This window comes from Vibrio tapetis subsp. quintayensis (assembly GCF_030409945.1).
GTDB lineage: Bacteria > Pseudomonadota > Gammaproteobacteria > Enterobacterales > Vibrionaceae > Vibrio > Vibrio quintayensis.
Window position 1 is genome coordinate 320,132 of record NZ_JAUFQV010000012.1, and the last position, 14,133, is coordinate 334,264.

Consider the following 14,133-nt stretch of genomic DNA (forward strand, 5'->3'; position numbering starts at 1 on the left):
TTTTATCTGCTTGACTTTCAGCTTCCCCTTGGCAAATAAAGGCTGTGGGGGCGCTGACCTTTCAAAGATTTTTATGCAACATTATTTCTACCATTTTTCTCAAAAAAGAGGCTTGGCTTTGAGCTGGAATTGGCTAATATTGATCCGTCAAGGCGGTGATATTTTCACCAATCAGTACTGCTATTATGATTTGGAGGCAATGATGCTTACACAAACAATGATAAAAGTGTGGTACCGAGTATCTGGCAATAAAGTTCTTTTAGGAGAAGCACATAGCGATCATATCAATGACTTAACTGCTATGTGGTTAGCAACGCCATCTGAAGCACTAGATACGCCTAATGGAGGCTATCGAATGTCATTATTTGATGACGGGGGCAAAGCGATAGGTGAGAAAGAAATCTCAGTAAGGACTGCTGAATTGTTACTCAGTAAATATGCAAATTTAGGCAATGATTGCCATTCCCACCGGGCGATGAGTTAAGCGCGCTTACTTTTAAGGCTGTAATTGACTTTTTCGAGCTCTAGAGCGGTTTTTGCCCTGCAAACACAGGGCAATATTTCATTCGGCTGAATAAACGCCATTGCAAAACCAACATACTCAACTTCACCTGAAACCAACTCACAACGACAGGCACCGCAATGCCCGTCTCGACAGTTATATTCTACTTCTAAACCAGCAGATTCCATCGACTCTAGCAGAGTGCGATCCGCTTGAGATGAAATATGAGTAATTGTGTTGATTTTGACTTTGTGCATTACAGCTCGAAATCTCCGAAATCGTCGGCATCTACTTCATTGTCAATTTGGCCAACAAGGTACGAGCTAATTTCAGCTTCCTGAGGCGCAACTTGCACGTTATCTGAAGATAGCCATGCGTTGATCCAAGGAATCGGGTTAGAGGTCGCTTCTGGATACGCTACACCTAGGCCAACCGCTTGCATGCGGATGTTGGTGATGTATTCAACGTATTGGCAAAGAATGTCTTTGTTCAATCCGATCATAGAGCCATCTTTGAATAGGTATTCAGCCCACTCTTTTTCTTGCTCTGCTGCATCTTTGAATAAATCGAAACATTCTTGCTTACACTCTTCAGCAATTTGCATGAAGCTGAAATCATCTTGGCCATTACGCAAGATATTGATCATGTGCTGTGTGCCAGTAAGGTGAAGGGCTTCATCACGAGCGATCAACTTGATGATTTTCGCATTGCCTTCCATTAATTCGCGCTCAGCAAAGGCAAATGAACAAGCAAAGCTCACGTAAAAGCGAATGGCTTCAAGCGCATTGACAGACATTAAGCAAACATACAGTTTCTTTTTAAGGTCATGAAGACGAATAGAAACGCTTTCACCGTTGATTTCATGGGTGCCCTCACCGTAGCGGTGGAAGTCATTAGTCAGTTTGATTAAGTCATCGTAATAGTGAGCGATGTCTTTAGCGCGCTTAAGAATGTGCTCATTTTCCACTATATCATCAAATACTACGCCTGGGTCATTCACGATATTACGAATGATGTGCGTGTATGAACGAGAGTGGATGGTCTCTGAGAATGACCATGTTTCGATCCAAGTTTCTACTTCAGGCAGTGATACCAGAGGAAGTAGAGCAACGTTAGGGCTACGGCCTTGGATAGAATCTAATAGCGTTTGATACTTTAGGTTACTGATGAAAATGTGTTTTTCATGTTCAGGAAGCTTGTTGTAATCGATGCGATCGCTTGATACGTCAACTTCTTCTGGACGCCAGAAAAAAGACAGCTGCTTTTCGATCAGCTTTTCAAATACTTCAAATTTTTGCTGGTCATAACGAGCGACGTTTACTGATTGACCCAAGAACATTGGTTCTTTTAATTGGTCGTTTTTATTCTGAGAAAAAGTACTGTAAGCCATGCGTGCTTATTCCTTTCTAAATGCGCCCTTTGAGTGTTAGTCAAAGGGCTAACTATTGAGTATTGTTGTTGCAAATCTAACGACAATCGGCCGTGTTAGATCTTACAACCGCCGCCTTCACAATCTTCTTCTTCGACTTTAGCGCCTTCGCCTTGGTCGTCGCTCGCACCATCACGGGTGTTATGGTAGTAAAGCGTTTTCAAACCGTATTTATATGCGGTAAGAAGATCTTGAAGCAGAAGCTTCATCGGCACTTTGCCGTTAGCTTGTACGCTTGGGTCGTAGTTTGTATTTGCTGAGATAGCTTGGTCAACAAATTTTTGCATTAAGCCAACCAGTTGGATGTACCCTTCATTTGATGGGATTGTCCATAACAGCTCATAGCTGTCTTTTAGGTTAACGTAATCTGGTACTACTTGTTTCAAGATGCCATCTTTAGAGGCTTTAACTGAAACAAAACCGCGCGGTGGTTCAATACCATTTGTTGCGTTAGAAATCTGAGAAGAGGTTTCAGAAGGCATTAAAGCAGTCAACGTTGAGTTACGTAGACCGTGTGTTTTAATTTCTTCTCTTAACGTTTCCCAATCGAGATGAAGTGGCTCATCACAGATCTTGTCTAAGTCTTTTTTGTAGGTATCAATTGGTAGAATACCTTGAGCGTATTTCGTCTCGTTGAATGATGGGCAAGCACCTTGCTCTTTTGCCAGTTCAAGCGATGCATTCAATAAGTGATATTGGATGGCTTCGAACGTGCGGTGAGTCAGGCCATTCGCACTCCCATCTGAATAACGAACGCCATTTTTCGCTAGGTAGTATGCGTAGTTGATGACACCAACACCCAAAGTGCGACGATTCATGGTCGACTTATATGCCGCTGGCAGTGGGTAGTCTTGGTAATCAAGTAAAGCATCAAGAGCACGAACAACAAGGCGAGACAGCTCTGCTAACTCGTCTAGGTTCTCAATTGCACCTAAGTTAAATGCAGAAAGCGTACACAGAGCGATTTCACCTGAATCGTCTTCAACATTCGTTAAAGGTTTAGTCGGCAATGCGATTTCCAAACATAAGTTGGACTGGCGAATAGGCGCTACAGACTCATCAAACGGGCTGTGTGTGTTTGTGTGGTCAACGTTCTGGATGTAGATACGACCCGTTGACGCGCGTTCTTGCATTAATAGAGAAAACAGATCAATTGCTTTTACTGTTTCGCGCTTAATGCTTGGATCGGCTTCGTACTTAACGTACAGACGATCGAATTCTTTTTGATCTTCAAAGAAAGCATCGTAAAGACCAGGAACATCTGAAGGTGAGAACAAAGAGATGTTACCGCCTTGGATCAAGCGAGTGTACATAAGCTTATTAAGCTGTACGCCGTAATCCATATGACGAACACGGTTTTCTTCAACACCACGGTTGTTCTTCAATACCATTAACGATTGAACTTCACCGTGCCATAAAGGATAGAAAACTGTTGCAGCACCGCCACGTACGCCGCCCTGAGAGCAACATTTAACCGCAGTTTGGAAGTACTTATAGAATGGAATACAACCTGTGTGGAATGCCTCGCCACCGCGAATTTCAGAGCCTAACGCACGGATACGACCGGCGTTAATACCAATACCAGCACGTTGAGAAACGTAACGAACAATTGAGCTTGCTGTTGCGTTAATTGAATCAAGGCTATCGTCACACTCGATCAGTACGCATGAGCTGAACTGACGGGTAGGGGTACGCACACCAGACATAATCGGTGTAGGCAGAGAAATCTTAAACAAAGATGCAGCATCGTAGAAACGTTTTATGTAATCAAGACGCGTGTCTTTTGGATACTTAGCAAATAAGCATGCGGCAACAAGAATATACAAGAACTGAGCGCTCTCGTAGATTTCTTTCGTTACGCGGTTTTGTACAAAGTACTTACCTTCGAGTTGCTTAACTGCCGCGTATGAAAAGTTCATATCACGATTGTGATCGATCAACTCGTCAAGTTGAGCAAACTCTTCAGCGCTGTAATCTTCAATTAGGTGCTTGTCGTACTTACCGCTATCAACAAGTTTACTAACGTGATCATAAAGTGTAGGTGGCTCGAATTGACCATACGCTTTTTTGCGCAGGTGGAATACAGACAAGCGAGCTGCCAAATATTGGTAATCTGGAGATTCTTCTGAAATCAAATCGGCTGCGGATTTGATGATGGTCTCATGGATATCCGACGTAGTAATCCCGTCATAAAACTGGATGTGAGACTTCAATTCTACCTGAGATACCGACACGTTATCTAAGCCTTCAGCGGCCCATGCGATAACGCGGTGGATTTTCTCCAGATCAATGTTTTCTTTGCGACCATTACGCTTAGTCACAGTTAGTTGTTGATTCATTCTGACAGATTTCCCTAACGAAACTGGTTAAAGCCGTATTTCTATGTAATTTTTGTAAATTGATACTCGGCTTTGTGATCCAAATCTACCTTGCTATAGAGGTAGAAACACTACATATGGTGTTGTTCGTGTGAACGGCTACAAGATAGTGCGGATTCAAAGGGAATTCAAGTAAGATAAAAAGGAAGAACTGTGGATAACCTATGACTTGGGTAAATATCGTTAGTAAGCACTAACCGCTCGAATTAGACGGCCTTTATGTCGACAAAAAGTCAATTCAAAGGTTGTTTTAAATGTAAGCAGAGAAAAAAATATTTTCCTTGATCTTTACATGAAATTGGGAGCTAGGCCAAGGTGTATAAAGGCTAAACAGGTTGCTGATCAAATCGTCAAAAAGAGAGCAAGATCTCTTTTTGACGTGAGTAATGCTTGATTCGAAATAAACTGTATGAATCTGCGACTTCGCGCACTAAAATCACAATACAGGACGAATGCTCCCGCTTTAATTCCACCAGTGTTGCTGAATTAAAAACTACGTTGAGTTTGGACGATGTAGTTCACTTCTACATTACTGCCTAAGCGGTAGGTGTCTGTAAGTAGGTTGTAGTGTAGCCCTGTGATGGATTGTTCGATTAGGTCTGTTTGGTCGACCATTTTCAATAACTCTGCTGGGCGGATGAATTTGGCGTGGTCATGAGTGCCTTGCGGAACTAATTTTAGAACTTGTTCTGCGCCAACAATGGCAAATAGGTAAGATTTGGCATTTCGGTTTAACGTAGAGAAAAATACATGGCCACCGGGCTTCACGAGCTTGGCACAAGAACGGATAACTGAAAGTGGGTCAGGAACGTGTTCTAGCATTTCCATGCAGGTCACGACATCGTATTGCTCTGGATTTTCGATAGCATGATCTTCAACCGTACTCTGAATGTAGTTTAGGTTCTTAGTGTCAGTTTCTAATGCGTGTAAGCGGGCAACCTCTAATGGTTCTTTACCCATATCAAGTCCCGTAACATTGGCTCCTTGTACGGCCATGCTTTCTGCGAGAATGCCCCCTCCACAACCCACATCGAGAACTTGCTTGCCAAATAAACCATTGGCACGTTCCAGTACGTAGTTCAAGCGCAGCGGATTGATTTGGTGCAGAGGCTTAAATTCACCTTCCAAATCCCACCAGCGCGATGCCATGTCTTCAAATTTCTTAATTTCTGCTGGATCAACGTTTTTAATCTGGGTCATGGTCATATCATTTCAAATTGAGTTGTTGGCATTATAACGTCAGTCTTACCACTGAAAAGTGCAAATATCAATTCGCGGAGTTTTTAGCGATATAGTGACTAATTTTCATACAGATATGAGTAATTTGTGCAAATACTCGCCGATCGATTCACAACCAAGGTCACAACATGATAAAAGGCTAGGGAAAGAGATGCCGAATGGGGTATTTGTGTGTTATATTTTTCGACCTTGTACGTATTGAACATACGATCAGAATATAGAGGGATAATGGCTCTATGAGCGATCTAGCTAAAGAGATCACGCCCGTAAACATTGAAGATGAGCTTAGAAGTTCATACTTAGACTACGCGATGTCTGTAATCGTGGGTCGTGCTCTTCCAGATGTGCGTGATGGCCTTAAACCTGTACACCGCCGCGTTTTATTCGCGATGAATGTACTAGGTAATGATTGGAATAAATCATATAAAAAATCTGCCCGTGTTGTGGGCGATGTAATCGGTAAATATCACCCACATGGTGATAGTGCTGTTTACGACACTATTGTACGTATGGCACAACCATTCTCGCTTCGTTACATGTTGGTCGATGGCCAAGGTAACTTCGGCTCGATCGATGGTGACTCTGCCGCGGCAATGCGTTACACCGAAGTACGTATGTCTAAAATTGCTCATGAATTATTAGCAGACCTAGACAAAGAAACGGTTGACTATGTACCGAACTACGATGGTACAGAGCAAATCCCTGCGGTACTTCCAACAAAAATTCCTAACCTATTGGTTAACGGTGCTTCTGGTATCGCAGTAGGTATGGCAACCAATATCCCACCGCACAACTTAGGTGAGGTTATCGATGGTTGTTTGGCTTTCATCAATAATGAAGATATCACTATTGATGAGCTAATGGATTACATTCCGGGCCCAGACTTCCCGACAGCAGCAATGATCAGTGGCCGTAAGGGCATTGTTGATGCTTATAAGACGGGTCGTGGCAAGGTCTATATGCGCGCAAAAGCGAATATAGAAGCTGACAAAAATGGCAAAGAAACCATTATTGTTACGGAAATTCCATACCAAGTGAACAAAGCTCGTTTGATTGAAAAAGTTGCCGAGCTAGTAAAAGACAAAAAAGTAGAGGGCATCAGTGCTCTACGTGATGAGTCTGATAAAGATGGTATGCGCATTGTTATCGAATGTAAGCGCGATGCAGTTGGTGAAGTGGTTCTAAACAACCTTTACTCACAAACTCAGCTTCAAACTACGTTCGGTGTCAACATGGTTGCACTTGATAACGGCCAACCAAAACTTTTCAACCTAAAAGAAATGTTGAAGTGTTTTGTCGATCACCGTCGTGAAGTTGTTACTCGTCGTACGATTTTTGAACTGAAAAAAGCTCGTGACCGTGCTCATATTCTTGAAGCATTGGCTCTGGCATTGGCGAACATTGATGAGATCATTGAACTTATCAAGAACGCTGCAACACCTGCAGAAGCAAAAGCGGGCTTAGTTGCACGCGGCTGGGGCTTGGGTAACGTTGCTTCAATGCTTGAACGTGCAGGTACAGATGCGGCTCGTCCAGATTGGCTAGAAGACCAATTTGGTATCCGAGACGGTCAGTACTTCCTTACGGATACACAAGCACAAGCGATTCTTGAATTGCGCCTACACCGTTTAACGGGTCTAGAGCATGAAAAAATTCTTGATGAGTACAAAGCGCTACTAGAAGAGATTGCAGAACTTATGCACATTCTAGCGAGCACTGAACGTTTGATGGAAGTGATTCGCGAAGAGCTAGAAGCTGTGCGTGATGGCTTTGCTGATGAACGTCGTACCGAAATCACAGCAGCAATGCATGATATCGATATGGAAGACTTGATCACGCAAGAAGACGTTGTTGTAACGCTTTCTCGTGAAGGTTACGTTAAGTACCAAATTCTGAGCGATTACGAAGCACAACGTCGTGGTGGTAAAGGTAAGAGCGCAACCAAGATGAAAGAAGAAGACTACATTGAACGTCTTCTTGTTGCTAACACGCACGATAACATCTTGTGTTTCTCGACTCGTGGTAAAACATACCGACTGAAAGTATATCAATTGCCTCAAGCGAGCCGTACTGCTCGTGGTAAGCCAATTGTGAACATTCTTCCACTGGAAGAAAACGAACGCATCACAGCAATTCTACCTGTTTCTGAGTTTAGCTCTGACAAGTATATTTTCATGGCTACTGGTGACGGTACAGTTAAGAAAACATCGCTTGATCAGTTTGCTAACGTACGTGCTAACGGCTTAATCGCGGTTAACCTACGTGATGATGATTCATTAATTGGTGTTGATATTACCAATGGCGAAAACGACATTATGTTGTTCTCGAAATCAGGTAAAGTTGTTCGTTTCTCAGAAGATAAAGTACGTGCTATGGGACGTACAGCATCGGGTGTTCGTGGCATGAAGTTACCAGAAGACGATCAAGTGGTTTCACTGATTGTTCCTGCTAACGAAGGCGACATCTTGACAGTAACAAACAACGGTTACGGTAAACGTACGACGCTTGCTGAATACCCAACCAAAGGTCGTGCGACCCAAGGCGTGGTATCCATTAAAGTATCGGATCGTAACGGCCCTGTTGTTGGCGCTGTTCAAGTTGAAGATGGCGATGAGTTCATGATGATTACCGATGCCGGTACGCTAGTTCGTACCCGTGTTTCGGAAGTTAGCCAAGTGGGTCGTAATACCCTAGGCGTGACGCTTATCCGCACAGCTGAAGACGAAAGTGTTGTTGCTCTGCAACGCATCGACGAAATCGAAGAAGCAGAATTAGCAGAAGGTGAAGAACTGCAAGAGGGTGATGAGCCGAGCAGTGATCAACCAAGCGCTGAATCTTCAGAATCGACGGATTCAACTGACGCTTCTGAAGACGACGACGCTAACGAAGAATAATTCGTAACAATTAATATAAAAACCGGACCTTTGGGTCCGGTTTTTTTGTCGTGTCTAGCAAAACAAAAATAATGGCTAAGGTACAATTTTCTTAGTCGCAGTACTAAACGCTATTCCAACAAGTAAGTCACCCTAGATAAGTCACGAGTAATTCAGCCCGTTTTATTTATCTAGATTGATTTTTGATGAGTAATATCTTTATGGAAAACCTATCTTTTGGCCTTTTATTAGCGTTCGTCGCTTTTTTCATAACCTTTATATTAGCATTGGTTTATGCGCGAAGTGGCAGTGATACAATAGATTATCGGATGGCGGTGACCATTGCCGGAACCGTCAGTTTGTTAAGCCTTTTACTGTGGCTTCCATTGCGTCCCGCCGCTCCTGTTGAATCTGAGAGTGCGGCGAAAGTGCTGACGTTGAATGAGAAAATTGAAGAAGTGCAATCAACGCTTCGTGAGGATCCTAATGATGGTCAAGCATGGTTTGAGTTAGGTCAAGGTTACATGGCTAAGAATGAATTTGATTCGGCTTCAACGTGCTTTGGATACGCCATTCGATTGTTTGATAAGCCAAAACCAACCTTGTTTTCAGCGAAAGCTTCAGCGCTTTATTACGTCAATAAGCAGTCAATCGATCAAGAGATACAACATCTCCTAGATAAAGCACTTAAGCTTAACCCAATGGATGAAACAGCATTGACCTTGATTGCAAACGATCACTACATTAGCTTCCGATTCCAAAAGGCAATTGATACATGGCAAAAGATTTTGGACTCACATAAGGAGTCGGTTGATCGAGTGAGTATTATCCGTTCCATTAACCAAGCTAAACAACAGGTTCAATAAACTAAACGGGAATGTTAGTAAGTAATCCCGGGTAGAAACAATAGAAAAAAACAACAAAAAAAAGCAATAAAAAATGCCGCTTACGAATCGTAAGCGGCATTTTTTTTCGTGGTTCGTGGTTCGTGGTTAACAATTCAGCTCACGATAACCGATACAGAGGCAAGTAAGTTACCCATTAGCTTCATTAAAGCGTTTGAAACAGTTGGTGGTATCGACCTTTTTGCGCAAGCAGGGTGGTGTGATTTCCTTGCTCTATGATCTCGCCAGACTCTAGAAGACAGATATCGTCCATCTCTTCAAGGCCAACCAAGCGATGCGTAATGTAGATTACGGTCTTACCACGATGATAACGGTCGAATAACGCCATCATCTGTTGTTCGGTTTGCTTGTCTAATCCTTCGGTTGGCTCGTCCATTAGCACGATAGGAGCATCATGCAGCAGCGCTCTGGCGATACCGATACGGCGCTTTTCGCCACCAGAAAGCTGACGACCACCGTCTCCTAACCAAGTATCTAAGCCGGTGTCTTCTGTGAGCTTACTTAACCCTACTTGAACGAGCATATCAATGAGCTGATCGTCGGAAGCATCAGGCATTGCTAGAAGTAAGTTGTCACGAAGTGAACCGTTTAGAATATCAACACGTTGGCTGATCACCGAAATTGATTTACGAAGATCGGTTTCCGCCAATGCAGGCAGAGGTTGATCACCTAACGTGATCTGACCTTGCTGTGGATCCCAGCTTCGAGTCAGCAATTGCAATAACGTAGATTTACCCGAACCAGTTTGGCCGAGTATCGCTAGTTTTTTGCCTTGCTCTACTTTGATGTTAATGCCTGTAAGTACTTGTGTATCGCTGTCTGGATAATGGAAGTTAACGTCGGAAAAGTGAACATCGTACTGACTAATGGTTTGTTCACTTGTTTTAGGAAATGTTACATCTGGTTGGGCATGAACAATGTCGTTCAACCTACGAGCAGAGGTGAGTGTCTGACCTAGGTACTGGAACGCACCAGCAATTGGCATGAGCATTTCAAAACTTGCCATGGTAGCAAAGGCAATCAAAGCAATGTATGGATCGGGAGCATTGCCACCCACACCGTCTGCGGCTAACCAAAGCATCAATACTAGCGACCAGCCACTGGCAAGCAAGATAAGCGCATTAGCAAGCCCACCAATAACGGCGTTGCTGTATTGATTTTTGGTCAGTTTGGTTTGTTGCTCTACAATCTGATCTCGGTAGTTTTGCTCAACGCCAAATAGAACTAACTCTGAATGGCCTTGGAGCCAGTCGAGGGTAGCAACACGCAAGGTCGACTTATTAACGGTGAGCTCAGCGCCGTTAGATTTACCTAACTTATAGAACAAAATGGGCCAAGTTAATACGATGGCAAGCAATATACCGCCAAGGGTTAAACCTAACGTCATATCGAACCAGCACAAGAAAATCGTCAGACTGGCAATACCAAGAATGCTGATGGCCACTGGGCTTATCAATCTAAGATAGACGTGGTCCATGGCATCTACATCGGCGACTAGTCGGTTAAGGATGTCGGCATCTCTTAGGTTGCCCACCCGACCAGGGATCAGTGGCGTCAGCTTTTCAAAGAAGAAAATACGTAAATCAGTGAGTAGCTTAAAGGTGGCGTTGTGGCTAACTACACGTTCGCCCCAACGACCGGCGGTTCTCGCCATTGCGAAGCCACGTACAAAAGCGCCGGGCAGCATGTAGTTAAAGGTTTCTCGTGCGATGGTTAACCCCGCGACCGAAGACGCCGCAATAAACCAACCAGACAGAGTAAGCAATCCTATCGAAGAAAATAGGGTAGCAAAGGCAAGCACCATGCCTAGAGATAACCCAAACCAATGCTTCTTATAGAGTTTTAGGTAAGGCAGTAAATCACGCATCTATATCGCCCTTATTATTATCTGACTGCTGTTTGGCACTTAATAGGTCAGCAAACAATCCGTTTTGGTTGGACAGTTGTTGATAATCGCCTGATTGGACTATTTTCCCATTTGCCATAACTAGAATTTGGTCAATATCCTTGAGCGCTTCTAGCTGGTGAGTGATCATAAGCACACTGCGTTCTTGAGTTTCACCCTCAAGGCCTTGCATCACTAATTTTTCACTGCGAGCATCAAGGCTTGCGGTTGGCTCATCTAAAATCCAAAGCGAGCCTTGTTGTAACATTGCGCGAGCCAGTGCCAAGCGTTGTGCTTGCCCTACGGATAAACCACCAGAACGATCGCTTATTGGGTAATCTAGACCGTGTTGAGACACAAACTCTTGGCTAAATGATTTTTCAAGAGCTGATGCCAGCGCGTGTTGGCTAACGTCTTTTTTGCCCAAGGTGACATTTTCTTCAATTGTGCCATGCAATAGTAATGGATTTTGACCAACCCAACTGATGGCTGTTCGCCACTGTTTTATATCGAGCTGTTCTAATTCAATGCCGTTAACCACTAAACTTCCTTTATAAGGAAGAAAGCCGAGTAGAGCATTGATTAAAGTTGTTTTGCCTGCGCCACTTGGGCCAACAATGGCAGTGCGTTGTTTTTGAGACAGAGTGAAGTCAATAGGGCCAATAAGCTTGGTACCCTCTGGGCTATAGACTTCGAGACCTCGTGCTTCAATGGTCAGATTTTCTTTGTCTGAAAGCTGTTCACTACCAGATTTAGTGGCCGATGTTTCTGTTGATAGAAATTCAACAATGCTTTCTGCTGCGCCAACCGCTTGGGCTTTGGCATGGTAGAAAGTGCCTAGATCTCGTAGAGGTTGGTAGAATTCTGGAGCAAGGATCAGAACAAACAACCCAGAAAATAGGGTAATGCTTGCGCCGTAATAGCCAAAGTTTAATTCGCCGATATAGCTGAAGCCGAAATAAACCGCCGTCATCGCAATGGAAAGAGAAGTGAAGAACTCAAGTACAGCGGAAGATAAGAACGCGACGCGAAGCACTTCCATTGTTCGGGTTCTAAACACTTCCGAAGTCCCACGTAGAACATCACGTTCCGCATTGGCTCGGTCAAACAGTCGAATGGTTGTCATTGACTGAAGTCGGTCATAGAAATGGCCGGATAAACGCTGCAATGCCTTGAAGTTTTTACGGTTAGCATCTGATGCTTTCATACCGACTAAAGCCATGAACAGCGGAACCAAAGGTGCAGTAATCAAGAAAATGATGCCCGCAGCCCAGTTGGTTGGGAACACAACCGCCAAAATAACAAATGGAATCATGACCGATAGTGAGACTTGCGGTAAATAGCGAGCAAAGAAATCTTGCATGTCTTCTACTTGTTCAAGTAGCAACGTTGCCCATGCACCGGCTGGTTTTCCTTTGATATAAGCCGGCCCCAGTTCCCTTAGCTTGTCTAGAATGAGGCTGCGTATGTAAATACGGATTTGTTCGCCGCATCGATAACCGGCGATTTCTCGGCCCCACGTACAAATAGCACGCCCGACAACTGATACTGCTAACCCGGCAAAGTGGGGGATCAGTTCATGCTTATCGGTGTTTTCGATAATAAGGTGATGCAATATTGAGGCGATTAAGGCTGCTTGAGCAAGCAGAAACACACTTGATAATACGCCAAGCCCAACAGCAATCATAAGCCAGCGTTTGGCTAACTTACTTTGCTGTCGCAACCACTTATTCAAGGTGCGTTGTTGTTGTTTGTTCATGTATAGAAGGCTTAATGATTAAATTATAATATTTTTAAGAATGGGCATTATACAAAAACAAATCCGGCGGGAATACCGCCGGATTTTAAGGTTTTGATATTAAGGTGCAAAAATCGCGATTATTTTGTCAATCCATCAAGGAACCGCTCTGCATCAAGCGCGGCCATGCAACCGGTTCCCGCTGAGGTGATGGCTTGGCGGTAGTTATTGTCCATTACGTCGCCAGCGGCAAAAATACCAGGAATGCTGGTTTGAGTAGCATTACCCTCTAATCCTGATTGAACCGTAATATAGCCATCTTTCATATCCAATTGGCCTTCAAACATCGATGTATTTGGTTGGTGACCAATAGCAATGAACGCACCCATCACCGCAAGATCTTCAGTCGCTTCTGACTTAGTATCCTTTAGTCGAACGCCAGTTACGCCCATATCGTCGCCCAAGACTTCGTCTAAGGTGCGATCGGTATGAAGGACGATGTTGCCGTTTTCTACCTTGTCCATTAAACGATTAATAAGGATTTTTTCAGCTCGGAATGAGTCTCGGCGGTGTACTAAGTGAACTTCAGCCGCAATGTTTGACAAGTAAAGTGCTTCTTCTACAGCGGTATTACCACCACCGACAACCGCGACTTTTTGATTGCGATAAAAGAACCCATCACAAGTAGCACAAGCCGATACGCCGCGGCCTTTGAATGCTTCTTCTGATTCAAGACCAAGGTATTTTGCAGAAGCACCGGTCGAGATAATTAACGCATCGCAGGTGTATTCGGCTGAGTCGCCTTTAAGCTGAAATGGACGCTGGCTAAAATCGACACTCGAGATGTGATCGAATAGGATTTCGGTTTCAAATCGCTCAGCGTGCTCTTTCATTCGTTCCATTAATGCAGGACCCGTTAACCCGTGAGCGTCACCAGGCCAGTTTTCAACTTCTGTCGTAGTGGTTAGTTGACCACCTTGTTGCATACCGGTAACCAGCACTGGGTCTAAATTCGCGCGCGCAGCGTAAACAGCGGCGGTATAGCCCGCAGGACCGCTACCAAGAATCAATAATTTGCTGTGCTTAATATCGCTCATTGGAACTCCGAAATTCTAGTAAATATAAATGCTTGAGAGATTGTAGAAAATAGTGGAGGCGAAGAGAAGCAATAACAAGGGGATGAG

The 14,133-nt window shown here is 43.9% G+C and carries 10 protein-coding genes; 3 read left to right on the plus strand and 7 right to left on the minus strand.

The annotated features are described in order from the left end of the window. Nucleotides 1–73: 73 nt before the first annotated feature. Nucleotides 74–484, plus strand: coding sequence for a hypothetical protein (locus QWZ04_RS06295; RefSeq protein WP_290326068.1), 411 nt, complete (start codon nucleotides 74–76; stop codon nucleotides 482–484). On the opposite strand, the gene yfaE is transcribed toward QWZ04_RS06295, so the two are convergent. The 4 genes from yfaE to ubiG form a co-directional block, all read right to left on the minus strand. Beyond that, complete coding sequence (gene yfaE / locus QWZ04_RS06300; protein WP_290326070.1) at nucleotides 481–759, minus strand: class I ribonucleotide reductase maintenance protein YfaE; 279 nt, start codon at nucleotides 757–759, stop codon at nucleotides 481–483. The two genes, QWZ04_RS06295 and yfaE, sit on opposite strands and share 4 nt — an antisense overlap. Next, a complete protein-coding gene (gene nrdB, locus QWZ04_RS06305; protein ID WP_102521266.1) occupies nucleotides 759–1,892 on the minus strand; it encodes a class Ia ribonucleoside-diphosphate reductase subunit beta in 1,134 nt (377 codons plus the stop codon). The genes yfaE and nrdB overlap by 1 nt, the downstream gene beginning before the upstream one ends. Nucleotides 1,893–1,987: 95 nt before the next feature. Next, nucleotides 1,988–4,270: a class 1a ribonucleoside-diphosphate reductase subunit alpha gene (nrdA, locus tag QWZ04_RS06310; protein ID WP_290326074.1), complete on the minus strand. Its 2,283-nt coding sequence runs from the start codon at nucleotides 4,268–4,270 to the stop codon at nucleotides 1,988–1,990. Between the two features lie 525 nt (nucleotides 4,271–4,795). Continuing rightward, nucleotides 4,796–5,509, minus strand: coding sequence for a bifunctional 2-polyprenyl-6-hydroxyphenol methylase/3-demethylubiquinol 3-O-methyltransferase UbiG (gene ubiG / locus QWZ04_RS06315; protein WP_290326076.1), 714 nt, complete (start codon nucleotides 5,507–5,509; stop codon nucleotides 4,796–4,798). A gap of 275 nt (nucleotides 5,510–5,784) precedes the next feature. Here ubiG and gyrA point away from each other — a divergent pair, with 275 nt between their 5' ends. After that, on the plus strand, nucleotides 5,785–8,442 hold the full coding sequence (gyrA, locus tag QWZ04_RS06320; protein WP_290326078.1) for a DNA topoisomerase (ATP-hydrolyzing) subunit A: 2,658 nt from the start codon (nucleotides 5,785–5,787) through the stop codon (nucleotides 8,440–8,442). A gap of 200 nt (nucleotides 8,443–8,642) precedes the next feature. Further along, entirely contained in the window at nucleotides 8,643–9,287 is a 645-nt protein-coding gene (locus QWZ04_RS06325) for a tetratricopeptide repeat protein (protein ID WP_290326081.1), read from the plus strand. A 184-nt stretch (nucleotides 9,288–9,471) separates the two neighbouring features. Here QWZ04_RS06325 and cydC read toward each other — a convergent pair whose 3' ends face one another. The 3 genes from cydC to trxB all read right to left on the minus strand — a co-directional run bounded on the left by cydC (nucleotide 9,472) and on the right by trxB (nucleotide 14,046). Next, nucleotides 9,472–11,193, minus strand: a complete 1,722-nt coding sequence (gene cydC / locus QWZ04_RS06330) for a heme ABC transporter ATP-binding protein/permease CydC (protein ID WP_290326083.1) — start codon at nucleotides 11,191–11,193, stop codon at nucleotides 9,472–9,474. Then, nucleotides 11,186–12,970 carry a heme ABC transporter permease/ATP-binding protein CydD gene (gene cydD, locus QWZ04_RS06335; RefSeq protein WP_290326085.1) on the minus strand — a complete coding sequence of 595 codons (1,785 nt, stop codon included), beginning with the start codon at nucleotides 12,968–12,970 and terminating at the stop codon, nucleotides 11,186–11,188. The genes cydC and cydD overlap by 8 nt, the downstream gene beginning before the upstream one ends. 119 nt (nucleotides 12,971–13,089) lie before the next feature. After that, nucleotides 13,090–14,046 carry a thioredoxin-disulfide reductase gene (trxB, locus tag QWZ04_RS06340; protein ID WP_290326088.1) on the minus strand — a complete coding sequence of 319 codons (957 nt, stop codon included), beginning with the start codon at nucleotides 14,044–14,046 and terminating at the stop codon, nucleotides 13,090–13,092. Nucleotides 14,047–14,133 lie beyond the last annotated feature (87 nt).

Bases quoted from the DNA above. Each gene is read 5' to 3' on its own strand.
- QWZ04_RS06295 (WP_290326068.1), top strand. From the start codon at position 74: ATGCAACATTATTTCTACCATTTTTCTCAAAAAAGAGGCTTGGCTTTG.
- yfaE (WP_290326070.1), bottom strand. From the start codon at position 759: ATGCACAAAGTCAAAATCAACACAATTACTCATATTTCATCTCAAGCG.
- nrdB (WP_102521266.1), bottom strand. From the start codon at position 1,892: ATGGCTTACAGTACTTTTTCTCAGAATAAAAACGACCAATTAAAAGAA.
- nrdA (WP_290326074.1), bottom strand. From the start codon at position 4,270: ATGAATCAACAACTAACTGTGACTAAGCGTAATGGTCGCAAAGAAAAC.
- ubiG (WP_290326076.1), bottom strand. From the start codon at position 5,509: ATGACCCAGATTAAAAACGTTGATCCAGCAGAAATTAAGAAATTTGAA.
- gyrA (WP_290326078.1), top strand. From the start codon at position 5,785: ATGAGCGATCTAGCTAAAGAGATCACGCCCGTAAACATTGAAGATGAG.
- QWZ04_RS06325 (WP_290326081.1), top strand. From the start codon at position 8,643: ATGGAAAACCTATCTTTTGGCCTTTTATTAGCGTTCGTCGCTTTTTTC.
- cydC (WP_290326083.1), bottom strand. From the start codon at position 11,193: ATGCGTGATTTACTGCCTTACCTAAAACTCTATAAGAAGCATTGGTTT.
- cydD (WP_290326085.1), bottom strand. From the start codon at position 12,970: ATGAACAAACAACAACAACGCACCTTGAATAAGTGGTTGCGACAGCAA.
- trxB (WP_290326088.1), bottom strand. From the start codon at position 14,046: ATGAGCGATATTAAGCACAGCAAATTATTGATTCTTGGTAGCGGTCCT.